The following is a 26,432-nucleotide window of genomic DNA, read 5'->3' as shown; positions in this document are numbered from 1 at the left end:
CGGACTTGCGGTCGAAGCGCTTTTCTGGCAAAGGCACGCTCCTCGTCTGAAAGGGAGATGGCCTTTGGACAAAGCCGAATTGCGTAAATTGCAAGGCTTCCTGCGTCAGACCTTTGGCCATCAAGGCATCAAAGTCACGCAAGCGCGTAAAAACCCCGACGATGCCGAAGTGCATCTCGGCGAGCGGCAGATCGGTTCCCTCGTCGTCGATGACGAAGACGGCGACCGCTCCTTTGCCTTCGACATGAAGATTCCGGTCGGCCGCGAAGTGCTGCAGGAATATCTGCGGCGGCTGTTCGAAAACGACCAGCTCAAGATCGTGCCGCGCCACAAGAAGAACGATTCGGTCGAGCTCAACCGCGGCGACGATTTCTTGGGCGTCATTTCAGCCGACGATCCGAAAGGCCATAGCTACACCTTGCAGATGGCCATTCTCGATTTCGACCTCGAAGATTTTTGAGGCAGGCTCACCTTATAACCCGCCTTGAATGGTGATTGGCACCAGGACGACTTCATGCCTTTTTATGAAATTGACGGTCTTGCTCCGACTTTGCCTGAGAGCGGCCGCTTCTGGATCGCACCCGACGTGCAAATCGTCGGCGATGTCCGGTTCGGCGAAGACGCCTCGGTCTGGTTCGGCTCTGTGCTGCGCGGCGACAATGATTCGATCACGCTTGGCGCGGGGTCGAACATTCAAGACGGCTGCCTCGTGCATACTGACCCGGGCTTTCCGGTCTCCCTCGGCGCTCATAGTTCCGTCGGCCATGGCGTGATGCTGCACGGCTGCTCGATCGGCGAGAAGAGCTTGATCGGCATGCGCGCGATCATTTTGAACGGTGCGAAGATCGGTAATAATTGTCTTGTCGGAGCCGGGTCGCTTGTGACCGAAGGCAAGGAATTTCCCGACAATTCGCTGATCATCGGCAGTCCCGCGCGGGTCATGCGGACGCTCGAAGAAAAAGACCTGAAGCGCATGCAAGGCGCGGCCGGCTATGTGGCGCGCTGGCAGCGCTACAAGAAGGGGCTTGTCGTCCGCAGCGCATGATCACGCTCAATCGTCGAGCCGTCATTACGAGGAGCGAAGCGACGAAGCAATCCAAAGCCTTGAGTTGTAGAACTGGATGCTTCGCTTCGCTCGCAAAGACGGCGCAATGATTAGGTTCCGATTCTGAGAAAAACATGAACTGAGATTCGCACTTGGGGGCGAGCGCGTGATCAAACTTTGGGGCCGCAATACGTCCAGCAATGTCGCGAAGGTGATCTGGTTGCTGGAAGAACTAGGCCTGCAATACCAACGCGTCGACGCTGGCGGTTCCTTCGGTGGCACGGACACGCCACACTATCGCGCGATGAACCCGCTCGGTCTGGTTCCAGCGCTCGAGGAAGATGATTTCACCCTCTTCGAGAGCAACGCGATCCTGCGTTATATCTGCAACGCGCATGCGGCGCATAGCACGCTCTATCCGCAGGCGCTGCATGCACGCGCGACGGTCGAAGCGTGGATGGATTTCCAGCAGACCTCGCTCTCGCGTCATCAGTCGATCGCGTTTCATGGTCTGGTCCGTATCGCACCCGAAAAGCGCGACAACGCGGCGATTGCCGCCGCAATCAATGAAGCCGCCCGCATATGGGCGATCCTGGATGCGCGCCTCGCTTCGCATCCATACATCGTGGGCGATGATATCACGCTCGCGGATATTGCCTTCGGTCCGCATGTGCATCGCTGGTTCAACATGTCCTTCGAGCGGCTGGCCGCACCCGATCTACATGCATGGTATCAGCGCTTGCTGGCGCGACCGGCTTTTAAAGCGAATTGTGCCGGCCCGCTCGTCTGACTGAGGCGATCTCGCCCGTCGCACGCTTGGACCCGTTCAGAGCCGCAAGTCTTCAGAGCCGCAAGTCTTCGTTGAACAGTTCGATTGGAATCTGCGCATCGAATTCAACCGCCATGCCTTTGTCGAAGTGGCGGATGATATAGCCGCGCATCGAGCCGAGGCGGACTTTCGTGTTGATCGGAAGTTTGAGTTCCGTCGCGATGGCGGCGCCGGAAATCGAGACATTGTCCAGTTTCACGAGATGCTCGCGGCCGTCTTCGAGCTGCAGGATGCAATGCCGGAGATTCGGCACGAGCCGGTCATGTCTGCGGTCGGCTTTTTCGAGGGATTCGCGATTGACCAGCCAAGTGAGCTGGTCGGCGATCTTTTCGCGCTTATTGCCCGGCAGGATCAGGGTCAGCGCGAAGCCGAACAGAGTGTGGCGGACGATATTGCCTTCGATCCGGCCGATATAATCGAGATAGATGACAACGCGTTCTCCGACCCTGCCGCGCACGGGCGCGGCGACGGAGACGCCGTTCGGCGAAAAATCGATCGTGCGGCACGGGAACTCGCGCTTGTCCTCCAACATATATCGGCCCGGAACCGAGACGTTTATACGTTGGTAGTCGCGTCGTTCTTGCGGCTGCCGGACAGAACTCGTTATCGCGGTCATCGATGGGCGAACCTCGCGTGCGACAGAGCGGCTGGCACGGCTGAGGTTAACATGTGGGAAGTTGGGTTAATGTCAGCTTACCGAGGGCGTATTTTTACGTATTTCCAATATAGATTCGTAAGTGTCTGCGTTGCTCGCAAGATGAGAAACTTGGGCTGAGCCCGACATTGGCAGGCGTTGCCCGCGCCGCCCCTCGGGCTGAGATCAAATTGCGCCCATCCAATACACGCATAGATAAAAAATCTAAGGTTTCGACGGGGATCAATCCAAGCCAGCTCGGCCGTTTCGCAGGAGCTATCCGGCCCAATACTCGCGCATGGGTTTTGCCGTGATAACGTAGCGGTAAAAGTAAAAGTTCGAATTCCGTTAGGTCATAACCCTCCGGCGCCGCCGCCGCGCCGGCGACGATCGGGCAGGCTCCGTCGACGACCATTTGCATCAGTCTGGCGACCTCGGGCCGCTGCGCCTGGTTCCAGAGAGAGAGAAACGGCCGGCCTTTAAGCTCCGCATCGAACAAGGCGCTGAGACGCGTACCGGACAGACAAAACGGATAGGTTCGATCCGCATCGACTTCGAGCATGAATGTATCGGCGAGAACATTGCGAATGGCGACGGGATCGAGATCGGCGCGTTCCGGCGCGGCGCGGCCGCGGCGGAGCTCATCCCAATAAGCGAAAAGCTCAAATGTGCCAGCTTGTCTCATTTCGGCACTCGCATTCGTCCACGCATAGGTCAGCCTGGATCGCGTCCTCTGAACCCGGCCCAAAACGGCACCGGTTACGGCGAAAATCTCGACCGTGACGAAGACGCAGCAGTGGATGTGCCAGGAGTTTTGCCGCGCGAGTAGTGACTGCGTTGTGCTGAATATTGTGCTTGAAATCCGTGCTGGCGCTGCAAGCCGGGCGATGAAGCTGGCCTATAATTTGGCTTGCGTTTTCTTGGCGTTTTCGGGGGTCGCCGCGGTGCTGGTCTCGCCGAATCTTGTTTGATAGATGGCGAGATTTTCCAAAACGCGCTGCACGTAATTGCGCGTTTCGGTGAACGGTATGCGCTCTATCCAATCGATCGGATCGACGCCCGGCGAGCGCGGGTCGCCATGCGCCTCGATCCATTCCTTCACGTGTTTGCCGCCGGCATTATAGGCCGCGAACGTCAAGATCAACGAGCCGCCCTGCTCGGCGATAAGCGCGCCGAGATGGGCTGCGCCGAGCTGCGCGTTGAATGTGGGATCGGAGAGCAGGCGGTTTTCGTCGAAGGCAAGGCCGGCGCGTTCGGCAGTTCGTTTGGCGGTCGATGCGATCATCTGCATCAGCCCTTTGGCGCCCGCCTGCGACGCGGCCTTCGGATCGAATGCGCTTTCTTGCCGCGCCACCGAATAGACGACCGATTTCGCCGCCGAATTCTGCAATGGCTCGAAGTCGGGTATCCCATAAAGCGGAAACGCCAGTTGATCGAGCGCTATGCCTCTATGGCCTGCGAGCTTGCCGATCATGAGGGCGAGATGCGCGTCCTGCTGCTTTGCGACAATATTGGCGAGCGCCGCGATTTGCTCTCGGTCTTGAAGATGCTGCACCGATTCCGCCGCGAGCGACGTGGCAAGCTCCTTTTCTCCGATCGCAAACAGAAGCTCGACGATGCGGACCGCGTCGGCACGCTGATCCTCCGGGGCTTCCACCGCCGTCGGGCGCAGCGGCAGGCCGAGCCCGAGCCGCACGCGCGCCAATTGTCCGTAATAGGTGGCGGGATAGGCGGCGGCCTTTTCATAAAAACGATTGGCCTGCGTCAAGGCATCCTCGGCCGCTGTCGCTTCGGCTGTGCGGCCTTGCCAATAGGCGGCGCGTGCCCTCGACATGGGCGTTACCGCGATCTCGGCAACTTTGGCGAAATGCGGCGCGGCAAGCGCCGGATCGTTCATGAAACGCAATGCAATCCAGCCGGCGTGAAACTCGGCTTCGATCTTCGCTTCATTGGAATGCGCCGAATGTTCCGCGCAAAGGCGATAGGCCAGTTTCGTGTCGCCTTGATCGAGGACCTTGCGGGCGAGAAGGCGGCGTTCCACCCACCATTCGTCGCCATTGACGAGCTGGACCGGGTCGCGCGGCGCAGACAGCAGGACATCCACTGCCTCTTTGATCTTATCGGAGCGGCGGAGTTTCTGAATCTCGGCGAAAAGAAAACCTGGATCGGCCTTCAAAGGCACCGGCACTTTTTGCATCAGCTTGTCGGATGCGACTTCGTTGATGACCGCGGCGCGGGCTTGCGCCAGGGCCACGACATCCTTTCCTGCGAGCAGAGCCGAGCGCATCGCCGCACCGATCTCCTCCTTGTAGAGAAGATGGTCGGCGCGGGATTTGTAATCGGACTTGTCGAGATAATTGCCGAAATCCGCTCTGATCTTGGTTTCGAGAGACGAGCTGAGTTCCGACTCGCGCCAGAGGTTGCGAACGAGCTTTTGTGCTTCCGGCACATTTCCATCGGCGGACAAGGCCTGTGCAAGCGCCAGTTTGCCGAAGGCCGTTTGCGGCGGCGACGTCGCGAAGAAGGCTTGCACAAACGCCTTATCGCGGTGCTCGGCGTAAATGGCTTCCTCGGCGCGGTGGTGGATCCAGGCGAGCGCCGGCCAATCCGGATGGGCGGCGGCAAAACGCTGCAGCCGCGCCAATCCGACATCATGCGGCAAAGTCTTGAGTGCGACCCATTCGAGTGTCAGCTTGACGAGGTCGTCTTTCGCGGTCTTCGCGGCCTCGTCGCCATGGGCGAGATCATTGGCCTTATAAAAAGCGACCGCCTCGCGCAGGCCGGTGAGATCGCGGCCCGGTTCGACCGGCTGGTCCGCCGGTGCCGCCGGGGTCTCGGACGCCGCGCGGGTCTGCGGCTCGCTGCGATGCGGCACGGGGTGCATGAGAGCATGGAGAACAAAGGCGGTATGCTTTTTGGTTTCGTCGAACCAGGCCGCATTGGCCAATCGATTCACCAAGGCAAAAAGGCGCGGCTCATAGGTCTTCGGGCCGTCGGGAACCGGCACGGCGAGGCAAAGTGCCAGCGTGCCCAATCCGGCCATAGATGGAACGAGGACTCGTTTGAGGATCATCCGTCCCCCCGTTGCATGGGCGAAAGCGCGCGCTTCTCCTGTGATTAGCTGAGCCCCCATGCGCAATATTCATCCAAGCAAGACAAAATGACCGCATTCTTAAGAGTTTTACAGGATCGCTGGCTGCGGACAGATAAGGATGCCGCATAATCCTGATGTGCTGACGCAACGTGCCGGTCTCTTCGGCCGGTCTTGGGCCCTCTTCGGGGCCAACGGGTCTTTTCGGATCGCCCTGCAGCCGTTATGTCTGTGGCGTCTTTTAGATAGCTCGCGTTACGGTTGCCGAGCTAACCTGCGAATTGCGGCGTCTCTTGGGCGCCCGGCAGAAGGGTCAAGCCAATATGGGCCAGAAAGCCTGTTTTAAAGGGTCGTTCACCGCTTTGGTCACTCCGTTTCGGGACGGAAAATTGGATGAGGACCGGTTTCGGGCCTTCGTCGACTGGCAGATTGTCAGCGGAACCCATGGTCTTGTGCCGGTTGGAACGACGGGCGAAAGCGCAACCTTGAGCTTCGCTGAGCATTGTCAGGCCGTTTCGGCCTGTGTTGCGGAAACCAGGGGCCGCGTTCCGGTGATCGCCGGTGCCGGCTCGAATAATACGCGCGAGGCGATCGAACTCGCGCAGCATGCCGAAGCGGCCGGTGCCGATGGGCTTCTCGTCGTCACGCCTTATTACAATAAGCCCTCGCAGGAGGGCATGTATCAGCACTTCAAGGCGATCAATGATAAGGTCGGCATTCCGATCCTGATCTACAATATTCCCGGCCGCAGCGTGGTTGATATGTCGATCGATACGATGAAGCGGCTTTACGAATTGAAGAATATCGTCGGCGTCAAAGACGCGACCGGCAATCTTGCGCGTACCGCCTTGCAGCGTCATGCGATGGGACCGGATTTCATCCAATTGTCCGGCGAAGACATGACGGCGCTCGCGCTGATGGCGCATGGCGGCCATGGCTGCATTTCGGTGACGTCCAATGTGGCGCCGAAACAATGTTCCGACATGCAGACAGCCTGTCTTGCCGGAGACTATAAGGCGGCCCTCGCCGTGCAGGACAGACTGACGCCGCTGCATGCGGCTCTGTTCGTCGATCCCAATCCGGCCGGCCCTAAATATGCGCTCTCCGTGCTCGGCAAGATGGGGCAGGAGCTGAGACTGCCCATGCTGCCGGCTTCGGCCGCGGCGCGGGCTGCGATAAAAACAGCCATGATTCACGCCGGGCTGATCGCGCGTGATCTTGAGACGGCGGACTCGGCTCTCGTGGACGAGATCACGCTCTAGAGCATGAGCCCGAAAAGTTGCAGACTTTTCGGAATAAGGTCATGCGTCAAAACAAAAGCTTAAAGCGCGATCCCAAACTCAGCTAAAACGGGATCACGCCTTAACACTGCTTTTTCGAAAGAATTTTTGTGGCTGCGAAACCGGATCGGAACTTCAAAATCGCGTCGGAAAACCGCCGCGCCCGGTTCGACTATGAGATCGGGGAGACTTTCGAAGCGGGCCTCATGCTGACCGGGACGGAGGTTAAATCCCTGCGTACCGGCAAAGCGACGATCGCCGAAAGCTATGGGTCGGTCGATCGCAATGGTGAGCTTTATCTCATCAATGCGACCATCCCCGAATATCTGCAGGCGAACCGTTTCAACCACGAACCGAAGCGGCCGCGTAAACTTCTTTTGAGGTCGCGCGAAATCGTCAAGCTTGCGCAAGGCGTCGAGCGCGAGGGCATGACCATCGTGCCGATGAAGATCTATTTCAACGAACAGGGCCGCGCGAAGATCGAGATCGCACTCGGCCGCGGCAAGAAGCTCCATGACAAGCGCGAGACTGAGAAGAAGCGCGATTGGAATCGCGAGAAATCGCGCGTCATGAAAGAGCGGGGCTAAAGCTTCTTCAAATGTGGGGACTTCCCCTCGCGTGCATGACGTTTACAGGGCATCGAGTTTCGCGCGCGCTCTCGCAAACACCGAGTGAAACATCTCCGCCGTCAAGACCCCTGTATTGGTGTTGTAGCGGGAGCAATGATAGCTGTCGAAGAGCGTCACGCCATGCGCTCCATAATCGAGTAGATCGTGTTCGCGGCCATGCGCGAAGGGCAATTCGCTGCGTTTGCGCCCCAGCGACTGGACGACGGAATCATGCGCGATGCGGCCGAGTGCGACGATGGCGATAAGGCTGCCAGCCGCTGCGAGGCTTGCATCGAGAAACGGCCGGCAGGTTTTGATCTCGATAGGCGTCGGCTTGTTTTCGGGCGGCACGCAGCGCACCGCATTGGTGATCCGGCAATCGACGAGCGTCAATCCATCGTCGGCGCGTGATGCATAAGTGCCCTTGGCAAAGCCGTAGGCAGATAGAGTTGCGTATAGAAGGTCACCGGCGAAATCGCCGGTGAAGGGGCGCCCTGTGCGATTGGCCCCCTTAAGACCTGGCGCGAGACCGACGATCAACAACCGCGCCTCGGCTGGTCCAAAAGACGGGACGGGCGCATTGAACCAATCGGGCGCCTGCGACCGATTGGCTTCCCGAAAAGCGACGAGCCGCGGGCAATAAGAACACTCGCGATCGGGCTCACAGGCCTGATTGCGGGCTTCGGGCAGCTCCGGCCTGATTTTCGGCCGCTTGGCAGGCGTCAATCGTCGACCAGATCGTGATCATAGCCGCCCGAACTCGCCGTCGCCGGTTTGCGATCGGGGGCTCTTTGAGGACGATCCGGATCGCGGCCGATCTTGTTGATCAGATGGATGAGATCGATGAATTCGTCCGCCTGGCGGCGCAGTTCATCGGCAACCATGGCGGGCTGCGTCGTGTTCGTCGAAACGACGGACACGCGAACGCCTTTGCGTTGCACAGCTTCAACAAGGGATCGGAAGTCTCCGTCGCCGGAAAACAAGACGATATGGTCGAGATGTTCCGCCATCTCCATGGCGTCCACCGCGAGCTCTATATCCATGTTTCCCTTCACTTTGCGGCGACCCAACGAGTCGACGAATTCCTTGGTCGGCTTGGTGACGACAGAATATCCGTTATAATCAAGCCAGTCGATCAAGGGACGGATCGAAGAATATTCCTGATCCTCAACCAAAGCGGTATAATAGAACGCGCGGATGAGTTTCCCTCGACTTTGGAACTCTTTAAGCAGCCGTTTGTAATCAATGTCGAAGCCTAGTGATTTCGCGGTTGCATAAAGATTTGCGCCGTCAATAAATAGTGCTATTCGCTCTTGGTCAGCCATAAACGTGTCTCTTGGAGTTTTTGGTTAAGTTCTTATTGTCTCGGACAAGCTGCTATTATTTCTAATTGTTTCGCATAAGATGTGCAGCTATGTCCGGCATGAGTTTAGATGTGCTGTAGATACCACATGGCTCTCAAACGCCACGTAACCTTCGCTTGATGTGGCGTGGTGATGCGGTTCCGTCAAGTAAACTTCACTTTGCAGTTTCGTGACCTCTGACGCAAATCTTTTGAAGCAAAAAAATCCGTCCAGTTCAGGCTTGCTTGCAAGTCTGCGATCTACGTGTATATGATATAGGCTTCCCGTTCGGCAGCAGATTTAGGAGTCGCGCGCATGGCACGCGTCACAGTGGAAGATTGCATTGATAAGGTCGAAAACCGTTTCGAACTGGTTTTGATCGCGAGCCATCGGGCCCGGATGATCTCTGCCGGTTCGCAGATCATGGTCGACCGAGATAATGACAAAAATCCGGTCGTCTCGCTTCGGGAAATTGCCGAGTCGCGCTTGGCGCCTGAGGATCTCAAGGAAGATTTCATCCACTCGTTACAGAAGCATGTCGAGGTCGACGAGCCTGAGGCGGAGGCCGTACCGGCCTTGATTCCGCCTAACGACGGCCTGCGTTCGGATGCCATCGGCGACATTCAATTCGATCGCATGACCGAAGAAGATCTGTTGCGCGGCCTCGAAGGACTCGTGCCGCCGGCCGAGACCGAGGACGACGGGGATTAAAAAACATTTTCGTGACTATATCGCTGGTACTGAAAAACCGGCGATATGCTATCGCATAGGTTGAGCTGGGCCCCGCGACATGGGCCTGCGACAAATGTGTGAGGCATCCGGCGCCAGCGGAGCCTCGCCCGTGCCAGCCGGGGCTTTACCGGGTATGATCGAAAGTTAAGGCCGCCAAATTTAAAATCACGAGGCACTTATCCGGGCGTGGGCGTAGGTTTTTTCGATTATGATGCGTCAATATGAACTCGTCGACCGGGTCCGGCGCTATAATCCGCACGCTGACGAGACGGCTCTCAACCGCGCCTATGTTTATGCGATGCAGGCGCATGGCGCGCAAAAGCGCGCTTCCGGCGATCTCTATTTCTCGCATCCCCTCGAAGTCGCGGCGATCCTCACCGATCTGAAGCTCGACGATGCAACAATCGTCGCCGCCGTTCTGCATGATACGATCGAAGATACGGATTCGACGCGCGAGGAGATCGAACAGATCTTCGGCCACGATATCGCTCATCTGGTCGAAGGGCTGACCAAGCTCAAGAAGCTCGATCTCGTCTCCAAACGGGCCGAACAGGCCGAGAATTTCCGCAAGCTTCTGCTCGCCATCGCCGAGGACGTGCGCGTGCTTCTCGTGAAGCTCGCCGACCGCCTGCATAATATGCGCACTTTGCAATATATGCCGGCCGAGAAGCGCGCGCGGATCGCCGAAGAAACACTCGACATCTATGCGCCGCTCGCCGGTCGCATGGGCATGCAAGGCATGCGCGACGAGCTTGAAAATCTCGCGTTCCGCCATCTCATGCCCGAGGCCTATGAGATGATCTGCGCGCGGCTCGCGGAACTGCATCACAAGAATGAAGGGCTCATCGCCAAGATCGAAAAAGAGCTATCCGAAGAGCTCGCGGCGCGCGGCATCGAGGCCAAGGTCGAAGGCCGCGAAAAGCAGCCCTATTCGGTCTGGCGCAAGATGGAGCGCAAATCCGTCGCCTTTGAACAGCTCTCGGATATTTTCGGCTTTCGTGTCGTCGTCGGTACGATCGAGCAATGCTACCGCACCATCGGCGTCGTGCACACGAAATGGCCGAATGTCTTTGGCCGGTTCAAGGATTATATTTCGACGCCGAAGGAGAACGACTACCAGTCGATCCATACGACTGTGGTCGGACCCGGGCGCCAGCGCGTCGAACTTCAGGTGCGCACCGCGGCCATGGACGATATCGCCCGCAACGGCATCGCGGCGCATGTGCTCTATAAGGATGTCCCCGTCGGTGACAAGGATATGCTCGGCCGCGAAAGCCGCGCCTATCAATGGCTGCGGCGCACGATCGCGCATCTCGCCGAAGGCGATTCGCCGGAAGAATTTCTGGAACATACGAAGCTCGAACTGTTTCAGGATCAGGTCTTCTGCTTCACCCCGAAGGGTGGCTTGATCGCTTTGCCGCGCGGCGCGACGCCGATCGATTTCGCTTATGCCGTGCATACCGATGTCGGCAATTCGGCGGTGGGCGCAAAGATCAATGGCCGCGTCGCGCCTTTACTGTCCGAATTGCAGAATGGCGACGAGGTCGAAATCATGCGGGCCGAGGGCCAGGTGCCTCCGGCGGCCTGGGAAACCGCGGTGATGACCGGCAAGGCCAAATCCGCAATCAGGCGCGCGACCCGCGATGCCGTGCGGGCGCAGTATATGGGCCTCGGCCGGCAGATCGTGACGCGTGCCTTCGAGCGTGCCGGCAAGGCCTTCTCGGACGAGATGCTGAAGAAGGCGTTGCCGCGTCTGGCGCGCGGCAGCCTTGAAGATGTGCTGGCCGCCGTCGGCCGCGGCGAAATGTATTCCGGCGATGTCGTCAAAGCCGTCCATCCGGAATTCAAGGAAGAGAAGAAACCGGCGCCGATGCGCGCCCATAATGAGGCTGGCTGGTTCGGCATGACGAAGGCGACGAGCCTCGTCTTCAAAGTGCCGGGACCCGAAGGGAAGGCCGAGCGCCAATCGATTCCGATCCGCGGCTTGCAGGGCGATCTGCCGGTGCGCTTTGCGCCCAACGGCGGCGCTGTGCCGGGCGACCGGATCGTCGGCATTCTGACGCCCGGTGAAGGCATTACGATCTATCCGATTCAATCGCCGGATTTGACGGCATTCGACGATCAGCCGGAACGCTGGCTCGACGTGCGCTGGGATATAGACGAGGGGCGCAAGGAATATTTTCCCTCAAAGATCCTGGTCACCGCCATCAACGAGCCGGGCACGCTCGGCATTATCGCGACCTTGATCGGCGAGGCGGGCGCCAATATCGATAACATCAACATTCATCCGCTGTCGCAGGATTTTCACGAGATGACGATCGATATCGAAGTCAGCGATTTGAAACATCTGAATACGATCATTTCGCAATTGCGGGCGCGTCCGGCCGTCAGCAAAGTCGAACGGGTGAATGGGTAGGCAGCATAATCCCGAAAAGTTGCAGACTTTTCGGACAAGATTATGCGCTGAAAGAATTGCGGGCCGGGATATGGGGCGTGCTTCGAATGGACGTGGGTTAAATGACGCTGTTGCCGCTGAGACTTGGGATCAACATCGATCATGTCGCGACGCTGCGCAATGCACGCGGCGGCGCGGTGCCCGATCCTTTGCGCGCGGCGCGCCTGGCGATCGAGGCCGGTGCCGACAGCATCACCGCGCATTTGCGGGAAGACCGGCGCCATATCCGCGACGAAGACATGCGAAGGCTTAAGCGCGACATCACCAAGCCTCTGAATTTCGAGATGGCCGCGACGGATGAGATGGTCGCGATCGCACTCGATACGCGCCCGCACGCGTCTTGCCTTGTGCCAGAAAAGCGCAGCGAGCGGACGACCGAAGGCGGCCTCGATGTCCTCCTCGGACACGATCATTTGAAGCTGGTCACGGCCGAGCTTAGCCGGGCAGGGGTGATTGTGGCGCTTTTCATCGAGCCCTCGCTTGAAGCGCTGGAGGCATCGCGTTCGATCGGCGTGCCAGCGATCGAGCTTCATACTGGCACCTGGTGCGATGCTTTGGATCATGGCGAAACCGAGCGCGCCGAGGCGGAATTCATCCGTCTCAAGGCGGCGGCGGCCCGCTGTGCCGAGCTTGGCATCGAATGCCATGCCGGGCACGGTCTTGATTACGAGACCGCAGCCAAAATTTCCGCACTGCCTCAGGTGGTTGAACTGAACATCGGGCATTTTCTGGTCGGCGAAGCGATCTTCGTCGGGCTTGAGGCCGCGATCCGGAAAATGCGCGCCGCGATGGACGCGGGCCGCGCCAACGCCAAGTCGTGAGGACAGCATGATCCTCGGCTTCGGCATCGACCTTTGCGATATCAGACGGATCGAGGACTCGTTAACGCGTTTCGGCGATCGTTTCGTGAACCGCTGTTTCACCGAGATCGAGCGGCAAAAATCGGAAGGGAGGGCTAGTCCGGCGGCCTCCTACGCCAAGCGGTTCGCGGCCAAGGAGGCCTGTGCCAAGGCACTGGGTACCGGCATAGCCGCAGGCGTCTTCTGGCGCGACATGGGTGTCGTGAATTTAATGTCCGGAAAGCCCACCTTGTGCCTGACCGGAGGTGCGGCCTTACGACTGGCAAAGATGACACCCATGGGCCATATAGCCGTGATCCATCTGACCCTCACGGACGAATACCCCATGGCGCAAGCCCAGGTGATCATCGAGGCGGTTGCCGGAGAGCTGGCGATCATGGAAAAGCCAAGGTCTTTGCCGACATCTACGCCGGTCGACCTGTAAACACCCCTGGATGGTCAGGTAAAAGCGAGTTTGGTGCCCTATACCGGCTTAAAACCACATGTTAGAGCATGTCTCGAAAAAGTTGCTCGGCTTTTTCGATAAGGGCATGCTCCGAACCGAGAGCGGGACGAGGAAAAGTGTGCGCGGTTTTCCGTCCCATCCCGCTCTAGATTATGAGAATCGGTCACGTTCATGATTTTGGATTGATTCAATCCGAAATCATCGTGATCTAGAAATCGAGCCGATCCACCCGATTGCTTTGGATCGCCCAGAAGATCCAAAGCAATCGGGATCGGCTTTAACGAGGCCGACTTCCAAAGAGTAGAGAAGGCAATATGACGGAGCCCGTGAGGTTGGACGGCAAGAATGCCGACGTAAAGAGCCGTGCCAATGAAGGCGGTCTCGGCGAAACGCTGAAAGTCATCGTTCAGGCTCTGTTGATCGCGCTCGTCGTGCGCACGCTTCTCTTCCAGCCGTTCAATATTCCGTCCGGATCGATGATCCCGACGTTGCTCGTCGGCGATTATCTCTTTGTCTCGAAATATGCCTATGGCTATTCGAACCATTCGATTCCCTTCAGCCCGGATCTCTTCAAGGGCCGGATTTTCGGTTCGCCGCCAAAGCGCGGCGATGTCGTCGTCTTCAAATTGCCGCGCGACGGAACGACCGATTACATCAAGCGCGTCATCGGCCTGCCCGGCGATAAGATCCAAGTGAAGGAAGGCCGCCTCTATATCAATGGCGAGATCGTTCCGCGCGAGCCGATTGCGAAAGTGACGACGGAAGATTTCTACGGCCGCGAAACCGAAGTCGCGACCTATAAGGAGACCTTGCCGGGCGGTGTCTCGCACACGATCATCGAGATCCAGGGCGACAATGGCTTCAACGACAATACGGGCGTCTTCGAGGTCCCGCCGGATCATTATTTCATGATGGGCGACAATCGCGACAATTCGACGGATAGCCGCGTGCCGCCGGATCAGGGCGGTGTCGGCTATGTGCCTTTTGAAAATCTGGTCGGCCGCGCCGAAGTCACCTTCTTCTCCATCGGTGACGGTCAACCTGCCTGGGCCTTCTGGAAATGGCCCTGGGATTTGCGCTGGAACAGAATGTTCCAGCCCGTGAAATAATGCAGCGGCCGAAACAGCAAGACATAGGCCCGCTCGAAGCGCGCATAGGCCATAGCTTTGCAAATGCGCATCTGATCGGCTTGGCGCTGACCCATGTCAGCGCCTCCAATGCGGCGCGGAGCGAGACCTATCAAAGGCTCGAATTTCTCGGCGACCGCGTCCTTGGGCTCGTTGTCGCCGATATGCTCTATGCCGCCTTTCCCGACGCCGAGGAAGGCGAACTCTCGCGCCGTCTCGCTGATCTCGTGCGCAAGGAAAGCTGCGCCGAAGTCGCGCTTGAATGGGGCGTCGCGACCTTCGTACGTCTCGGCGAAAGCGAGAAGCAGACGGGCGCTGCCAAAACCGCGATCCTCGGCGATATTTGCGAGTCGATCATCGGTGCTGTCTTTCTCGATGGCGGCTTCGACGCTGCCAAACGCGTCGTGACGCAGGCCTTTGAGGCGCGCATGCGCTCGCCGCGACGGCCTTTGCGCGATCCCAAAACTGCTCTGCAGGAATGGGCGCAAGCGCGCGGCCTGGCGCCGCCGGTTTATCGCGAACAGGACCGCACCGGACCGGATCACGCGCCGGAATTCACCATCGCCGTGGTCGTGACCGGCTATGAACCGGCCGAAGCCAAGGGCTTTTCAAAGCGCCGCGCGGAACAATCGGCAGCCGAGATTTTTATCGCGCGCGAGGGTATTGGCGGCAGCGAAAACACGGGTGCGGCATGACCGGCGGCGAGCCGGCGGCCGATACGATTTCCGAAACGGCAACGCGGTGTGGTTTCGTGGCGCTGATCGGAGCGCCCAACGCCGGCAAATCGACGCTCATCAATCAGCTCGTCGGCACCAAAGTGTCGATCGTGTCGCGCAAGGTGCAGACGACGCGGGCCTTGGTGCGCGGCATCGCGCTTGAGGGTGAAACGCAGATCATCTTTGTCGATACGCCCGGCATTTTCGCGCCGAAGCGCAGGCTCGATCGCGCCATGGTGACGTCAGCCTGGGGCGGCGCCGAAGACGCGGATGCTGCGGCGCTTCTGGTCGATGCGCGCAAGGGCCTGGATGCGGAAGTCGAGGCCATTCTTGAGCGTCTGCCGCAGATTCGCGGCGCGAAAATCCTTGTTCTCAACAAGATCGATACGATCGAGCCGCCGCGTCTGCTGGCCCTGGCGGATCTCCTCAATAAAAAGTTGCCCTTTGCCGAGACCTTCATGATCTCGGCGCTGAAGGGGCACGGCGTGCCTTTGCTGAAAACGCATTTGGCCGCGCGCATGCCGGAGGGGCCTTGGCTCTATCCGGAAGACCAGGTGTCGGATGCGCCGCTGCGGGCGCTCGCGGCCGAGATCACGCGCGAAAAAATCTTCGAGCGCTTGCACGACGAATTGCCCTATCAGTCGACGGTGGTCACGGAGCAATGGACGGATCAGCCCGACGGATCGGCGCGCATCGAGCAGACGATCTATGTGATGCGCGAAGGGCATAAGAAGATCGTCATCGGCGAAGGCGGCCGCACGATCAAGGCGATCGGCACGGCCGCGCGGAAAGAGATCGCCGCCGCCGCGGAGCAGAAGGTGCACCTGTTTCTATTCGTGAAGGTGCGCGAGAACTGGGCCGACGATCCCGAACGCTATCGCGAAATGGGGCTCGTGTTTCCCAAGGACTAGAGTGGCAGGACTCGATTATCGAGCCGTCATTGCGAGGAGCTTTGCTCCGAAGCAATCCATGCCATTGTCTGAGCGGTTGCTCTGGATTGCTTCGCTTCGCTCGCAATGAGGATGCCCGATCACGCACTAGGCTCGGATTGCGCAGCCGGCTCAGCCGGGGCTTCGGCGGGCAGACCCAGCGGAATACCGAAAAAGGTTTCGTCGGCGCCGCCCCAAGCCTTATGCAGCGCGAAGGCATTCTTCCATATCGCAATCTCGGCGTCGTCGGCAGGCCGGTAGGTGCATTTGGCCTCTTCGTTGCCGGCTTGAAGCCATTTCTTGCCGTTGCGGACGAAGCGATCGAGATCCTTCTTATCGGTCGGGCGTATCACGCATTTCGGCGCTCCGTCGACCAGGACGACTTGCGGGAGCATGGCTGATCTCCAAGGAAGGCGTGACTCCCAACCAGCGCGCAGCGCAGGGATCACGCGTCAAAATTGCCTCAAACCGCAAGAAGCAATATTTATGCCTTGGGGAGGGGCCGTCCGCCCTGTGTAGCTCAGCCGATATAGTCTTGGATGACGTCGCCGAGGATCCGGTTGGCGTCGTCCACTGTCGACAGATGGAAGGTGCTCGACTTCTGCCCGGTCGCCTTGTTCTCGCGTTCGAACTTGAGGTGCTGGAAGCTGATCGTCTCGCCCTGGATCGCGAAGGGAATCGACATCGGCTCCTTGAAGCGCCGCGACACGTCGAGCGTGCCCGAGACTTTCTGCTCGGCGACGTTCACTTCCGGATTATTGACGACGAGGCCATAGTCCGGCCCGATGTCTTTTTTGATCATGTCGTTCAAAAAACTCACCCAGCGAAAGAAGCTGCCGAATTTCTGCTGCGCATCGGCGATGAGCTGTTCCTCGGCCGCCGATGGGCCTGTGCTCTTGTCTGCCATGGTCGTGTCCTTGGTTGCGCCGATACCGGCAAAGCGCGCATTCCGCTTGAAAACATGGACTGTCGCATATCGTGCCGGGCGCATGGACGCAACGCCGAAGGCAAAAGCAGAGGCTTTTGGCGCGGATTATGCTGATCGACCGGAGAGGTAGCCCGAAGCGCTGGCCTGGAGTGAGACCGTGGCGAAAGAGAGCAAATCCGCCGATGAATTGGCTGCGATGATCATCACGGGCCTCAGGGCGGAAGGCGTTCCCGCGGCCTCCCTTGAGGTCTATCGGATCGACGAGCCGGGGCTCGACATGACCTGGACGATCCGCAAATTGCGGCTTGAAAAAACCTCCGACGTGAAGGTCGAGGCGGCGGTGAAACGCGTGCTGTTTCCGATCGCCAATCAATATGATTTGGGATGAAGCCTAAAGTCGGCGCATGAGCGCCAAGTGGCTGCTTCTGGTCTGATGGAGCCCAGAGGAAACCACCGCATTACCCGAATAGAACGCTTTCTCGTAACTATTGCGCAACGTCTGCCCGATAAAATTGGGGGGAGAGTACAGGATCGTCTGAATCTTTTTGATAAATAATAATTGGACTTCGCGATGACCGCTCAGCCCGACCAACGTCTCCACAAACGTTTATGTTGGCTAAAATACCTGCGCCATTTTGCCTGCGATGGCCAGGCCGCGTCCGCCGTAGAGTTTGCTCTCGTCGCTTTGCCGCTCGTGGTGATTATTTTCGCTGCCTTGCAATTTTCCATCGTTCTACTTGCGCAGCAGGAGTTGAACCACGCCGCAGATGAAACTGGCCGAGCTGTCATGACGGGCCAAATATCGAGCACGTCCGGCCAGACAAGTTATCTCAGCCAAACGGATTTCCAGAAGAAGGTCTGCAGCTATTTGGTCGCCATGTTCAATTGCTCGAATGTGATGGTCAACATGCAAACGGCTAGTTCGTTCAGCGCAGCAAGTACTTCCACGCCGAACTATGCGACGCTCGAAAAGAACGTCTGGAGTTACCAGACTGGGAGTCATGGTGCGACTCCACAAGTCATCGTTCTTCAAGTCATGTACGAATGGCCGATCTTCAGTAGCCTGTTCGGTTTCAACCTGGCTACTTTGCCGAACGGAACGCGCCTCTTGGTGGCAACGTCGGTATTCATGAACGAGCCTTTACAATAATGACCTGCCTCCCTGCCAACTACCACAAAGTGATGCGTTTCGCTTCGCATGAAGAGGCGGTGGCCGCTATCGAGTTCGCCCTGATACTGCCGATCATGCTGGTCGTCTTCGTCGGGGTGACGCAGGTCGGAGAGGCGGTTTCGATCAGCCAAAAGGTGACAATCACCGCGCGCACGATTACCGACCTTGTGACAAGAGAAAATTCGCCGCTTGCGGCATCGGAGCTCAATACGGATCTTCAGGCAGCCGCGCAGGTCATGGTACCCTATCCGTCTAGTACTCTGACCGTCACCGTTTCTCAGATATCCACCGACGCCAACGGCAAAGCCACTGTCGATTGGAGCGGTTCTTGGCCGGATAATACGAAGGCCCTTTTAAAGGGCGCGTTATTCACGCTTCCGAGCAGCCTCTCGGCAGCGAATATTACGGTTGTTTATGGGCATGTTTCCTACGGCTACACGCCTGTCGTTGGTTATAAGATCGTCGGCACGATGACGCTCTCGGACGGCATTTATTTCTACCCACGCACAGGCGCGTGTATTAGCGGACCGGGCTATACGTGTCCTTAAACATGGACGATGCTTCCCGTCGGGTTCTGGGTTTGAGAATGAACGATGGAGGCGTTTCGCGTTCGGTCCAATTTTACCAAAACGACGAATCAGGGCTTGGCTCTCCAAGCCTCAAATTTGCTACTGCTTTATTGCGCGAGATGAACTGCCGTTGTCGCGGTTAGAAAAAGCTGCTGCAGGGCAGCGCCGATATCTTGGTTCGTTGTGACCTTACCAAAGAGAGACGGCGACGAGGCGCAGGATTGCAATGCGGTCGCGATGTTAGGATTCGGTGTCGGGACGGTGTTGTCATCGATGGGTTTGACATAGCTGGTATAGAAAGAATTATTGGGCAACGGTGAGTAATCAAGATAAAGCACTGCTATCCTGATTGGCAGCCCGCTGGCGCTGATCCTCTTCTTGATGGCATCGCATTTCGTCGTGTCGATGGTCGAAATCGCACGAGGCGAATATGTGTCGTTCACGCCGTCCGTGATGAGCATTAAAACTTCCTGCGGCGTGTCTCCGGCCGCATTTGTGCCATTGCCGGGCGTCGGCATCAGGTTATTGATGCTGGTCATGGCCGCATTAAGAGCCGTGCTGCCATCTTGGTTGCTGCACGTTTTCTTATATTGGTTTGTCGTCGACGACGTTGAGTTAGTCCCGGTCAGATAACCATTATAGAACATTTCCAGCATCTGGATATTCGCTGCGGCGCTCGAAGCTGAGGACATGTTCTGCGGCGTCAAGGAAGAGCCGCCCGAAATGTAATGCAGCGGCGAATTTCCGGAGTTACAACTCGAACTCGACCAATCGGTATCGAAACTCGCGACAGACATGTTGTAGGTCGCGCCATTTTGCGACGCGATATTGATCGCATAAGGGCCAAGCTGCTGGATTGCGCTACGCAAATTGTCGATGCGAAGGGTCAAGCCCAGCACGCATTCCGCATAAGTGTAGTCGTCGACATACCCAGGGTTAGTAGATGTTCCAGCAACATAGTAATAGAACGATGGGCTTTTAGTGCTCTTTTTCGCGACCATACCTATGCAGGAGGCGCTTCCCGGAAGAACCCACTTGGAGTAGTCGGATTCATGACAAGCAAATGAACAACCGCTTTCATTATCTGCTTGGGTTTTATCGATACTCAAGTCAGGCGCTCCGCCGGGCCCATTTAAGGTAGAGGTCGCGGTGTACATTGCACTGATGCCGCTGGATGTCGCCGGAATGGCCATCGAGGGCGAAGAATCCGCCAGAATGTAGAAGTTGATGTTTGGTGCAATGGCAACCTGAGCCACAACGGGATTCGAAGTATTACCGATGCCGATCGTGTTCATACCGATGATATGGGCGAAGGCATCATTCGATTGCGCCGTATAGGTGACTGTCGTCGAGCGAGGACTGGTATAGGACTTCGTGGAATCGACGACATTTACGGTGCCGCTGAAATTGCTCACCCCCGAAACGGTGCCGGCAAGGGAATTAAACAAAGCCTGAGCCCTCGCCTTAGCCTGGCTTGCATTGAGACCCTGGCCGGGGATTGGCGAGAAGGCCGGGGGAGTGCCGGATTGCGTGACCGTGGAAAGCGCGACTGCATCGGCGATCGCATCAAGTTTAGCCTTGCGCCGAGTGGCAGAGGTGTAATCAATGGCTGCGCCGATGGCGAAGAGAACCGGAATGGACGCAATTGCGAAAATTAGCGCAACATTTCCGCGCCGGTCGGCAGTGAAAGGAGCAAGTTCCCGCCGCATGCGCCATAAGAAACCAGCGGCGATCATTCGGCCCAGGCGCAAAACCATCGCTGTCGTAAAATGTCTAATCACGAGTGGGATCTCCGAACGAACTTCGCGTTTAGGGCGAGTTCGACCGCAGCAGCGCCGCGCCGGTCTGCGAGGGGCCCGCCGAACAGGCCCCGGCGGCGAGCCGACCAGCGGTGGCGCGTTCGAAAGGCCTTCCAAAGGGGAAACGCGGGCACTGACATAATAAGGCTACGAGGTTTGAATTCGGTTTGTTCTTATTGGAGCCTTATGCGAAGCCGCTGAAGTTTCCGTAAATTGAACCCTCTATTTCGCGTAAATTGGCAGTATTCTTACTTATAAGCTTGGCAGTTGGAGTGTTATAAAGCTTTGCCGAGGCAAATTGGTAAACAGATCCTTCACCATATGCGACAGCGCAGCCGATCGCACATCGAAGCCAAGGCCTAGGCTTGAAAATTGCTGGCGTTGTCGGATCGGTTCCAGAGTCGCGGCAGAACGGCGAACGGGGCCGCTCGGACTGACAACGGCTTCGTTTTAAGCGCTGTCGGTTGCTTTTCCGTCTGGCCCAAGGGCGATGCGGCGGCGCAATAATGGATGGAGATCAGCCGTGAGTGACAGTGCAGGCGAACCGCTTTCGATCGTTGTCGAAGGCATGCTCGTGCCGCCGGGCGAGGTGCTTTGGCAGGCTCTGACCGATCCCGATCTGATCGCCCAATGGTTCATGCCGAGCGATTTCGAAGCCGAGGCCGGTCACAAGTTTACATTCAAGAGCGGGCCGATCGGCGATTGGGACGGCCAGTTCCAAGGCGAGGTGATCGACGCACAGCCCTATTGGCGGCTGCAATATTCAATGCGCGGCGGCTCGCCCAATGTCGAAGGCTTCGGCCATAGCATGGATACGGTGCTGACCTGGACGCTTTCGCCCCTGCCGAACGGCACTCATGTGCGGCTCGAACACGCCGGTTTCACCGAGGATTCGAAAGCCGTCTTCAATATCATGAACAGCGAGAACGGTTGGGCCGCCGTCATCAACCGCTTCGCCAAAGTCGTCGTCCAACTGCACGAGAACGGCTAAGACTCGATGTAGCGGGCTTGGTCGAGATCGGAAATCAGCCCAACCCCCGTCGGGTGCCATCCCAATCGTTCCTGCGTGAGTGCGCTGGAAGCCGGGATGTCGGCACCGACGAACATGGCGAGCCAGCCAAAATGCTCGGCCGCTTCCTCGGGAGATTTGGCGACGACCGGCAGCTTCAGGCCCCGGCCAATGGCCTCGGCGATTTCCCGCAACGGGATGCCTTCCTCTCCGACCGCGTTGTAGCGGGCTCCCGCTGAACCCTTCTCCAGCGCCAGCCTGTAAAGTTTGGCGGCATCGAGACGGTGCACCGCGGGCCACCGGTTGAGGCCATCGCCGACATAGGCCGAGACGCCTTTCTCGCGGGCCACGGCGATCAGATAGGTGACGAGGCCCTGCTTGAGCGGGTCGTGGACCTGAGGAAGGCGCATCACCGAAACGCGCACGCCTTGCGCCGCGAGGGAAAGTGCCGCCTCTTCCGAGGCTACGCGGGGAAGCGGAGAGTTGGGCGCATCGTCCTCGGTCGTGAGGCGGCCCGGCGTGTGGGCGGTCGCCGTTCCGGACGTAACGACAAATGGCCGATTAGAGCCAGCGAGCGTGGCGCCGAGCACCTCGATGGCGCGCCTGTCGATCTCGCAGACTTCCACGAATCTCGAAAAGTCATGGACGAAACCGCAGTGGATCACGCCATCGGACATGGCGGCGCCGTTGCGCAGGCTTTCGAGATCTTCAAGATCGCCGCGATGCACCTCGGCCCCGGCAGCGATAAGCGTGTTGGCGCCCGCATCCGAGCGCGCCAGACCGAGGACCTGATGGCCCGCACCAAGGAGCTCCGGAATGACCGCTGTGCCGATGAAGCCAGTGGCACCGGTCAAGAATACGCGCATTGACCTATCCTTTTTTCGCGACCGCAGTCGCAGCCCCAATGTCTGTCGAGATAGGCGATTGAAGTCATACGATCTATGCCATAACGTCCGTATTTCCTTCGTGATCGTCCGGAGTAGCCGGTGGACCCGCTCTCAGATGTGCTGTCGCTCCTGAAATTGCGCAGCTACGTGTCCGGTGGCTTCGATGTCGGCGGACAATGGTCGGTCCAGTTCCCCGAGCATGACGGCATCAAATGCTATGCCGTGGTTTCGGGCCAGTGCTGGCTCTCTGTCGAGGGCGTCCCCGATGCGCTGCGTGTCAAGACAGGGGACTGCTTCCTGTTGCCGAGCGGGCGGCCCTTCCGTCTCGCCAGCGATATGGCTTTGACGCCGATCGACGCCTGCACGCTTTATCCGACTGTGCGGGCCGGCAGCATCATGTCTTATAATGGCGGCGGAGATTGCTTTATGGTCGGCGGCCATTTCGCTCTCACCGGTCCTCACGCCGGAATCCTATTGGGCGTGCTGCCGCCCATTGCGCATATCCGCAAAGAATCGGACAAGGCGGCGCTGCGCTGGTCTCTGGAGCGGATGCGGCAAGAGCTGCGCGAGCCGCGGCCGGGCGGCTTTCTGATCGCGCAGCACTTAGCCCATATGATGCTGGTTCAAGCCCTGCGGCTGCATCTGGCGGAAGGGCCGAAAGGCGGCGTTGGCTGGCTCTTTGCCCTGGCCGATAAACAGATGGCTGCTGCGATCAACGCCATGCATGGCGAGCCGGCCTATCGTTGGACATTGCAGGAGCTGGCGGAGCGTGCCGGCATGTCGCGATCGACATTTGCGCTCAAATTCAAAGAGACGGTCGGGGCGTCACCCATGGACTACCTGACGCGCTGGCGCATGCTGCTGGCCGGCGACAGGCTGGCCAATTCCAGCGATCCCATTTCCACCATCGCCCTGTCGCTTGGCTACGAATCCGAAAGCGCATTCAGCACCGCTTTCAAGAGGGTCATGGGCTGTTCGCCACGGCAATATGGCCGCGGCGGGACCCCGGAGTCCACGTCACAGAGCGAAGTGGAAGCCGCCCCGGCGGTGTCAATTCCGGCCAGTCACTGATCCAAAGCCGGTCACGTCAAAGCCAGTCACGCCAAGTCGAGCATATAGACGACCTCGACATCGTGCTCGTCGGCGATCTCCTGGGCTGTTTCGATCGCGGCGTCGGGCCGGAACTGCCGGTCGGTGATCGTCTTCACCGCCGCCCCGTCCTTCATGCAGATGATGTCGGTCACGACCGTATTGTTGGGCGCTATGCGGCGCGTAATGGCGACGAAGTCGCCGGTCGGCGCGGTGCTGTCGCGGTTCAGGAATTTAACCTCTGCCATGGATCCCCGCATGGGCTGAATGTGAAAATGCGTGGAGTGATTTCACACTTTAGCGCAGGGAAGTCCATCGCCAGATTGAAACTACATGTCGGCCCGCAGATTGCGGTAGAAGTTCGAGATGCGCTCGAACCAGACGTGCCGCGCCTGAAGATGCGCCATGCCGGCGTTGCGTTCAGGCAATTGCAAGGAGGCGACCAGCGTTTCGATTTCCTTGCGGGCCGATTGCTGCGATTGCGACAGAGTCCCGCCGCGGGCGGCCTCCTCGATCGGATCGAGCGCGGTCAAGCCGATCGGAAACAGCTCGCGGAAGATCACCCGGTCGTGCAGGCCTTCCATCGGCCGGAACTGCAATTCGGGCGACATGCGCGCAAGGCTGATCGCGATCTGCTTCGAATTGTTGGATTGGATCGAGGCGACGCGATTGCGCACCAAAACCCAGTCGATGATGCCTTGATCGACCAGATGGCGCTTGCGCCGCGCTTCCAGCACGAGATCGGCATAATGCGCGATCTCGCCGCGCCGCGCTTTGTCGTGATGCACGCGGGAAAACACATCGACGTCGATATAGGAATCATTGACGGGGGAGACCAGCGTATCGGCCAGCGAATGCGCAAGCCGCATGAGATAGGAATCGCTCGCCGGCGTATCGATGACCACGAATTCATAGGCATGTTCCACGGAGGCGATGGCATCGGCGAAGGCGCCGAATTCCATCGTTTCATTATCATGCACATTGGCGGAAGCGCCGCGATCGAGCGCATGATGAAAGGGAAGTTCGACCTCCCAGGGCGCCGTCTGCGCCCAGGACTGACGGTTTTCGAAGAAGCGCGTCAGAGTGCGCTGGCGGGTATCGAGATCGATGGTCGCGACCCGGAAGCCGGCTTTCAGCAAAGCGATCGTGATATGGATCGACAGAGTGGATTTGCCGGTGCCGCCTTTTTCATTGCCGATGACGATGACATGCGCGCTGCGCAGATCTGGTGTTTCGAAATCCGCTTCGTCGGCAAAGACTGCCATGGCGTCAAACTCGCTTCAGTTCGCTTATCCAGCCAGAGGCAGCGCCGGACTCATTCGCCCTCGACTCAAAAACTAGCGAGAGCCTTGCTGGCTGGCAATTGTTGCGAACTTCGATAGATCCAATCGTTGCGCGCCAGCATGCGATGCGGACCGAGCGCACGGATCGTCAGATCGCGCGCAGCGGCGGCTGGGCCGGCGAGGTGGTAGATCACGCCTTGCTGGTGTGAAGCTTTTTGCACCTTCGCCGTATGGGCGAGCCGAGCCGCGGCATAAGTAGAAAACGCTATATCGACGGCCGGATTTTTGGCGAGCGCATTGGCTAAAACGGCGGCATCTTCGATCGCTTGCGCCGCGCCCTGCGCCAAAAACGGTAACATGGGATGCGCGGCATCGCCCAAAAGCGCGATCGGACCCGCCGTCCAGGCGGACAAGGGTTTGTGTTCGAAGAGCGGCCACGTCAGCCATTCGGGCGCGGATGCGATCAGCCCGCGCAACGCCTGATGCCATTTCGAAAAGCGCGCAGCAATAATCTGGGGATCGCCGGCGTTCGACCAGGCGTCGGCCTGGGTTTTCGGCGCGCGCGCTTTGCCGAGGATCACGGCAAGATTGACGATGGTACCACCGCGCAACGGATAATGGACGACATGCGCGTCGGGACCGAGCCAGAGATTGGTTTCCGGACGCAGCATATCGGGCGCGACCCGATCGGCCGGAACAAGCGCGCGCCAGGCTTCATTGCCGGAAAAGTGCAATGTATCTTTTGACGGCTCAAGCAATCGCTTACGCACGAAGGATTGCACGCCATCGGCGCCGATCAGACATGTGCCTTCAAAGCTCAATCGCATGAGGCCTTGCTTGGCGGCGACGGTGACGCCTTCGCTGGTCGCCGCGAAGCCTGCGACCGTGGTTCCCGCCACGAGGCAAATCTCAGGGATGCAGGCGACGGCTTCGAGCAGGGCGCGCTGCAAATCGCTGCGCAACGCAACGCAATAAGGCGCGCCCCAGGTTTGCTCGGCTTTGTCGAGCGGCAGAAGCGCCAAAAGAGCTGCGTCGCGGCCGCGCCTGATTCTGATCGCCGAGGGCGTCAGCGCGGCGCCTTCGAGCCGCGCGAGCACGCCGAGATCTTTGAGAATGCGGCTGGCATTGGGAGAGAGCTGAAGGCCCGCGCCGACCTCTTCGAGCAATGGCGCGCGTTCGAGAAGCGTGACGCGCCAGCCGATGCGGGCGAGACACAAAGCGGCGGTAAGGCCGCCGATTCCGGCACCGGCGATAAGCGCGTGCGGCTTCGTCATCGCGCGATGTGCATGAATTCAGCTATGTTCCGGCTCGACCTCGGGAACATAGACGCATTCGGCCGGCACGGCGCCGCCATGCAACGAGGCGTCATAAACATAATGCGTCGAACAATAGGGGCAGACCGCCTCGTTCTCGCCGCCCATGTCGATGAAAATATGCGGATGGTCGAAAGGCGGCAAAGCGCCGATGCACATGAATTCCTTGGCGCCGACGCGGATCTGGGCGACGCCGGGCTGATTGTGGAAATGCGGCGTGACATGAGCGGCCATGAGGGGGGTCCGTGAGGGGTTTGGGAGTTGAGCGGCAGATTAAGCTATATGGATGG

General features: G+C 58.7%; 30 protein-coding genes. 17 read left to right on the top strand and 13 right to left on the bottom strand.

The window, feature by feature from the left end; genetic code table 11:
• Positions 1-64: 64 nt before the first annotated feature.
• The 3 genes from A3OQ_RS0117700 to A3OQ_RS0117690 all read left to right on the top strand — a co-directional run bounded on the left by A3OQ_RS0117700 (position 65) and on the right by A3OQ_RS0117690 (position 1,835).
• On the top strand, positions 65-460 hold the full coding sequence (locus A3OQ_RS0117700; RefSeq protein WP_020176768.1) for a DUF3126 family protein: 396 nt from the start codon (positions 65-67) through the stop codon (positions 458-460).
• A 54-nt stretch (positions 461-514) separates the two neighbouring features.
• Positions 515-1,045 (top strand): gamma carbonic anhydrase family protein, encoded by a 531-nt coding sequence (locus tag A3OQ_RS0117695; protein ID WP_026595975.1) that lies wholly within the window; start codon positions 515-517, stop codon positions 1,043-1,045.
• A 166-nt stretch (positions 1,046-1,211) separates the two neighbouring features.
• A complete protein-coding gene (locus A3OQ_RS0117690; RefSeq protein WP_020176766.1) occupies positions 1,212-1,835 on the top strand; it encodes a glutathione S-transferase family protein in 624 nt (207 codons plus the stop codon).
• Positions 1,836-1,887: 52 nt separating this feature from the next.
• On the opposite strand, the gene A3OQ_RS0117685 is transcribed toward A3OQ_RS0117690, so the two are convergent.
• The 3 genes from A3OQ_RS0117685 to A3OQ_RS0117675 form a co-directional block, all read right to left on the bottom strand.
• Entirely contained in the window at positions 1,888-2,490 is a 603-nt protein-coding gene (locus A3OQ_RS0117685; RefSeq protein ID WP_051116053.1) for a PilZ domain-containing protein, read from the bottom strand.
• A gap of 94 nt (positions 2,491-2,584) precedes the next feature.
• Entirely contained in the window at positions 2,585-3,193 is a 609-nt protein-coding gene (locus A3OQ_RS22930) for a PAS domain-containing protein (protein ID WP_020176764.1), read from the bottom strand.
• A gap of 213 nt (positions 3,194-3,406) precedes the next feature.
• The gene (locus A3OQ_RS0117675; RefSeq protein WP_244427177.1) at positions 3,407-5,581 is read right to left on the bottom strand and encodes a lytic transglycosylase domain-containing protein; all 2,175 of its coding nucleotides are present in this window, start codon (positions 5,579-5,581) and stop codon (positions 3,407-3,409) included.
• 341 nt (positions 5,582-5,922) lie between these two features.
• On the opposite strand from A3OQ_RS0117675, the gene dapA reads away from it, so the two are divergent.
• Both dapA and smpB read left to right on the top strand, forming a co-directional pair.
• Positions 5,923-6,861, top strand: coding sequence for a 4-hydroxy-tetrahydrodipicolinate synthase (gene dapA, locus A3OQ_RS0117670; protein WP_020176762.1), 939 nt, complete (start codon positions 5,923-5,925; stop codon positions 6,859-6,861).
• A 128-nt stretch (positions 6,862-6,989) separates the two neighbouring features.
• Positions 6,990-7,466 (top strand): SsrA-binding protein SmpB, encoded by a 477-nt coding sequence (gene smpB, locus A3OQ_RS0117665; RefSeq protein WP_020176761.1) that lies wholly within the window; start codon positions 6,990-6,992, stop codon positions 7,464-7,466.
• A 42-nt stretch (positions 7,467-7,508) separates the two neighbouring features.
• Here the strand turns inward: smpB and A3OQ_RS0117660 are convergent, their stop codons facing one another.
• Both A3OQ_RS0117660 and A3OQ_RS0117655 read right to left on the bottom strand, forming a co-directional pair.
• A complete protein-coding gene (locus tag A3OQ_RS0117660) occupies positions 7,509-8,189 on the bottom strand; it encodes a uracil-DNA glycosylase (protein ID WP_026595973.1) in 681 nt (226 codons plus the stop codon).
• A 20-nt stretch (positions 8,190-8,209) separates the two neighbouring features.
• Positions 8,210-8,812, bottom strand: coding sequence for a LabA-like NYN domain-containing protein (locus A3OQ_RS0117655; RefSeq protein ID WP_020176759.1), 603 nt, complete (start codon positions 8,810-8,812; stop codon positions 8,210-8,212).
• Between the two features lie 333 nt (positions 8,813-9,145).
• Between A3OQ_RS0117655 and rpoZ the strand changes: the two genes are divergently transcribed.
• The 7 genes from rpoZ (at position 9,146) to era (ending at position 16,076) form a co-directional block, all read left to right on the top strand.
• Complete coding sequence (rpoZ, locus tag A3OQ_RS0117650) at positions 9,146-9,541, top strand: DNA-directed RNA polymerase subunit omega (RefSeq protein ID WP_020176758.1); 396 nt, start codon at positions 9,146-9,148, stop codon at positions 9,539-9,541.
• Between the two features lie 229 nt (positions 9,542-9,770).
• Positions 9,771-11,978 (top strand): RelA/SpoT family protein, encoded by a 2,208-nt coding sequence (locus tag A3OQ_RS0117645; RefSeq protein WP_020176757.1) that lies wholly within the window; start codon positions 9,771-9,773, stop codon positions 11,976-11,978.
• Positions 11,979-12,079: 101 nt separating this feature from the next.
• Complete coding sequence (locus A3OQ_RS0117640) at positions 12,080-12,838, top strand: pyridoxine 5'-phosphate synthase (RefSeq protein WP_020176756.1); 759 nt, start codon at positions 12,080-12,082, stop codon at positions 12,836-12,838.
• 7 nt (positions 12,839-12,845) lie between these two features.
• Positions 12,846-13,301 (top strand): holo-ACP synthase, encoded by a 456-nt coding sequence (acpS, locus tag A3OQ_RS0117635; protein WP_020176755.1) that lies wholly within the window; start codon positions 12,846-12,848, stop codon positions 13,299-13,301.
• Between the two features lie 335 nt (positions 13,302-13,636).
• Positions 13,637-14,431, top strand: a complete 795-nt coding sequence (lepB, locus tag A3OQ_RS0117630) for a signal peptidase I (RefSeq protein ID WP_020176754.1) — start codon at positions 13,637-13,639, stop codon at positions 14,429-14,431.
• Complete coding sequence (gene rnc, locus A3OQ_RS0117625; protein ID WP_020176753.1) at positions 14,431-15,144, top strand: ribonuclease III; 714 nt, start codon at positions 14,431-14,433, stop codon at positions 15,142-15,144. The genes lepB and rnc overlap by 1 nt, the downstream gene beginning before the upstream one ends.
• Positions 15,141-16,076, top strand: coding sequence for a GTPase Era (era, locus tag A3OQ_RS0117620; RefSeq protein WP_020176752.1), 936 nt, complete (start codon positions 15,141-15,143; stop codon positions 16,074-16,076). Before rnc ends, era begins: the two co-directional genes overlap by 4 nt.
• A gap of 119 nt (positions 16,077-16,195) precedes the next feature.
• Here era and A3OQ_RS22925 read toward each other — a convergent pair whose 3' ends face one another.
• Positions 16,196-16,489, bottom strand: coding sequence for a hypothetical protein (locus A3OQ_RS22925; protein ID WP_020176751.1), 294 nt, complete (start codon positions 16,487-16,489; stop codon positions 16,196-16,198).
• A 125-nt stretch (positions 16,490-16,614) separates the two neighbouring features.
• On the bottom strand, positions 16,615-17,085 hold the full coding sequence (locus tag A3OQ_RS0117610; RefSeq protein ID WP_020176750.1) for a hypothetical protein: 471 nt from the start codon (positions 17,083-17,085) through the stop codon (positions 16,615-16,617).
• Between the two features lie 94 nt (positions 17,086-17,179).
• Between A3OQ_RS0117610 and A3OQ_RS0117605 the strand changes: the two genes are divergently transcribed.
• The 3 genes from A3OQ_RS0117605 (at position 17,180) to A3OQ_RS0117595 (ending at position 18,741) form a co-directional block, all read left to right on the top strand.
• A complete protein-coding gene (locus tag A3OQ_RS0117605) occupies positions 17,180-17,410 on the top strand; it encodes a hypothetical protein (RefSeq protein WP_020176749.1) in 231 nt (76 codons plus the stop codon).
• Between the two features lie 183 nt (positions 17,411-17,593).
• Positions 17,594-18,172 carry a TadE/TadG family type IV pilus assembly protein gene (locus A3OQ_RS22920; protein WP_152428513.1) on the top strand — a complete coding sequence of 193 codons (579 nt, stop codon included), beginning with the start codon at positions 17,594-17,596 and terminating at the stop codon, positions 18,170-18,172.
• The gene (locus A3OQ_RS0117595; RefSeq protein WP_020176747.1) at positions 18,172-18,741 is read left to right on the top strand and encodes a TadE/TadG family type IV pilus assembly protein; all 570 of its coding nucleotides are present in this window, start codon (positions 18,172-18,174) and stop codon (positions 18,739-18,741) included. Before A3OQ_RS22920 ends, A3OQ_RS0117595 begins: the two co-directional genes overlap by 1 nt.
• 128 nt (positions 18,742-18,869) lie before the next feature.
• Here A3OQ_RS0117595 and A3OQ_RS0117590 read toward each other — a convergent pair whose 3' ends face one another.
• Complete coding sequence (locus A3OQ_RS0117590) at positions 18,870-20,543, bottom strand: TadE/TadG family type IV pilus assembly protein (RefSeq protein ID WP_152428512.1); 1,674 nt, start codon at positions 20,541-20,543, stop codon at positions 18,870-18,872.
• 541 nt (positions 20,544-21,084) lie between these two features.
• Between A3OQ_RS0117590 and A3OQ_RS0117585 the strand changes: the two genes are divergently transcribed.
• Positions 21,085-21,552 (top strand): SRPBCC family protein, encoded by a 468-nt coding sequence (locus A3OQ_RS0117585; protein WP_040581370.1) that lies wholly within the window; start codon positions 21,085-21,087, stop codon positions 21,550-21,552.
• On the opposite strand, the gene A3OQ_RS0117580 is transcribed toward A3OQ_RS0117585, so the two are convergent.
• Positions 21,549-22,436, bottom strand: a complete 888-nt coding sequence (locus A3OQ_RS0117580; protein ID WP_020176744.1) for an SDR family oxidoreductase — start codon at positions 22,434-22,436, stop codon at positions 21,549-21,551. The genes A3OQ_RS0117585 and A3OQ_RS0117580 overlap by 4 nt on opposite strands.
• A gap of 120 nt (positions 22,437-22,556) precedes the next feature.
• Between A3OQ_RS0117580 and A3OQ_RS0117575 the strand changes: the two genes are divergently transcribed.
• On the top strand, positions 22,557-23,528 hold the full coding sequence (locus A3OQ_RS0117575) for an AraC family transcriptional regulator (RefSeq protein ID WP_020176743.1): 972 nt from the start codon (positions 22,557-22,559) through the stop codon (positions 23,526-23,528).
• Between the two features lie 26 nt (positions 23,529-23,554).
• On the opposite strand, the gene A3OQ_RS0117570 is transcribed toward A3OQ_RS0117575, so the two are convergent.
• The 4 genes from A3OQ_RS0117570 to A3OQ_RS0117555 all read right to left on the bottom strand — a co-directional run bounded on the left by A3OQ_RS0117570 (position 23,555) and on the right by A3OQ_RS0117555 (position 26,376).
• The gene (locus A3OQ_RS0117570; RefSeq protein ID WP_152428511.1) at positions 23,555-23,794 is read right to left on the bottom strand and encodes a hypothetical protein; all 240 of its coding nucleotides are present in this window, start codon (positions 23,792-23,794) and stop codon (positions 23,555-23,557) included.
• 81 nt (positions 23,795-23,875) lie between these two features.
• Positions 23,876-24,811, bottom strand: coding sequence for a division plane positioning ATPase MipZ (locus A3OQ_RS0117565; protein ID WP_020176741.1), 936 nt, complete (start codon positions 24,809-24,811; stop codon positions 23,876-23,878).
• Positions 24,812-24,876: 65 nt separating this feature from the next.
• Positions 24,877-26,103: an FAD-dependent monooxygenase gene (locus A3OQ_RS22915; protein ID WP_020176740.1), complete on the bottom strand. Its 1,227-nt coding sequence runs from the start codon at positions 26,101-26,103 to the stop codon at positions 24,877-24,879.
• 18 nt (positions 26,104-26,121) lie between these two features.
• Positions 26,122-26,376 (bottom strand): zinc-finger domain-containing protein, encoded by a 255-nt coding sequence (locus tag A3OQ_RS0117555; protein ID WP_020176739.1) that lies wholly within the window; start codon positions 26,374-26,376, stop codon positions 26,122-26,124.
• Positions 26,377-26,432 lie beyond the last annotated feature (56 nt).

Origin of the sequence: Methyloferula stellata AR4 (assembly GCF_000385335.1) — a bacterium.
Lineage (GTDB): Bacteria > Pseudomonadota > Alphaproteobacteria > Rhizobiales > Beijerinckiaceae > Methyloferula > Methyloferula stellata.
Note: the sequence above shows the minus strand (reverse complement) of the source record. Positions and strands in the feature narration are given on the sequence as shown.

What these genes read in the sequence shown, in the direction of transcription:
- A3OQ_RS0117695 (WP_026595975.1), top strand. Translation starts at nt 515, where the DNA reads ATGCCTTTTTATGAAATTGACGGTCTTGCTCCGACTTTGCCTGAGAGC.
- A3OQ_RS0117685 (WP_051116053.1), bottom strand. Translation starts at nt 2,490, where the DNA reads ATGACCGCGATAACGAGTTCTGTCCGGCAGCCGCAAGAACGACGCGAC.
- A3OQ_RS22930 (WP_020176764.1), bottom strand. Translation starts at nt 3,193, where the DNA reads ATGAGACAAGCTGGCACATTTGAGCTTTTCGCTTATTGGGATGAGCTC.
- A3OQ_RS0117675 (WP_244427177.1), bottom strand. Translation starts at nt 5,581, where the DNA reads ATGATCCTCAAACGAGTCCTCGTTCCATCTATGGCCGGATTGGGCACG.
- dapA (WP_020176762.1), top strand. Translation starts at nt 5,923, where the DNA reads ATGGGCCAGAAAGCCTGTTTTAAAGGGTCGTTCACCGCTTTGGTCACT.
- A3OQ_RS0117655 (WP_020176759.1), bottom strand. Translation starts at nt 8,812, where the DNA reads ATGGCTGACCAAGAGCGAATAGCACTATTTATTGACGGCGCAAATCTT.
- rpoZ (WP_020176758.1), top strand. Translation starts at nt 9,146, where the DNA reads ATGGCACGCGTCACAGTGGAAGATTGCATTGATAAGGTCGAAAACCGT.
- A3OQ_RS0117645 (WP_020176757.1), top strand. Translation starts at nt 9,771, where the DNA reads ATGATGCGTCAATATGAACTCGTCGACCGGGTCCGGCGCTATAATCCG.
- A3OQ_RS0117640 (WP_020176756.1), top strand. Translation starts at nt 12,080, where the DNA reads ATGACGCTGTTGCCGCTGAGACTTGGGATCAACATCGATCATGTCGCG.
- acpS (WP_020176755.1), top strand. Translation starts at nt 12,846, where the DNA reads ATGATCCTCGGCTTCGGCATCGACCTTTGCGATATCAGACGGATCGAG.
- lepB (WP_020176754.1), top strand. Translation starts at nt 13,637, where the DNA reads ATGACGGAGCCCGTGAGGTTGGACGGCAAGAATGCCGACGTAAAGAGC.
- rnc (WP_020176753.1), top strand. Translation starts at nt 14,431, where the DNA reads ATGCAGCGGCCGAAACAGCAAGACATAGGCCCGCTCGAAGCGCGCATA.
- era (WP_020176752.1), top strand. Translation starts at nt 15,141, where the DNA reads ATGACCGGCGGCGAGCCGGCGGCCGATACGATTTCCGAAACGGCAACG.
- A3OQ_RS22925 (WP_020176751.1), bottom strand. Translation starts at nt 16,489, where the DNA reads ATGCTCCCGCAAGTCGTCCTGGTCGACGGAGCGCCGAAATGCGTGATA.
- A3OQ_RS0117610 (WP_020176750.1), bottom strand. Translation starts at nt 17,085, where the DNA reads ATGCGCCCGGCACGATATGCGACAGTCCATGTTTTCAAGCGGAATGCG.
- A3OQ_RS22920 (WP_152428513.1), top strand. Translation starts at nt 17,594, where the DNA reads ATGACCGCTCAGCCCGACCAACGTCTCCACAAACGTTTATGTTGGCTA.
- A3OQ_RS0117595 (WP_020176747.1), top strand. Translation starts at nt 18,172, where the DNA reads ATGACCTGCCTCCCTGCCAACTACCACAAAGTGATGCGTTTCGCTTCG.
- A3OQ_RS0117580 (WP_020176744.1), bottom strand. Translation starts at nt 22,436, where the DNA reads ATGCGCGTATTCTTGACCGGTGCCACTGGCTTCATCGGCACAGCGGTC.
- A3OQ_RS0117570 (WP_152428511.1), bottom strand. Translation starts at nt 23,794, where the DNA reads ATGGCAGAGGTTAAATTCCTGAACCGCGACAGCACCGCGCCGACCGGC.
- A3OQ_RS0117565 (WP_020176741.1), bottom strand. Translation starts at nt 24,811, where the DNA reads ATGGCAGTCTTTGCCGACGAAGCGGATTTCGAAACACCAGATCTGCGC.
- A3OQ_RS22915 (WP_020176740.1), bottom strand. Translation starts at nt 26,103, where the DNA reads ATGACGAAGCCGCACGCGCTTATCGCCGGTGCCGGAATCGGCGGCCTT.
- A3OQ_RS0117555 (WP_020176739.1), bottom strand. Translation starts at nt 26,376, where the DNA reads ATGGCCGCTCATGTCACGCCGCATTTCCACAATCAGCCCGGCGTCGCC.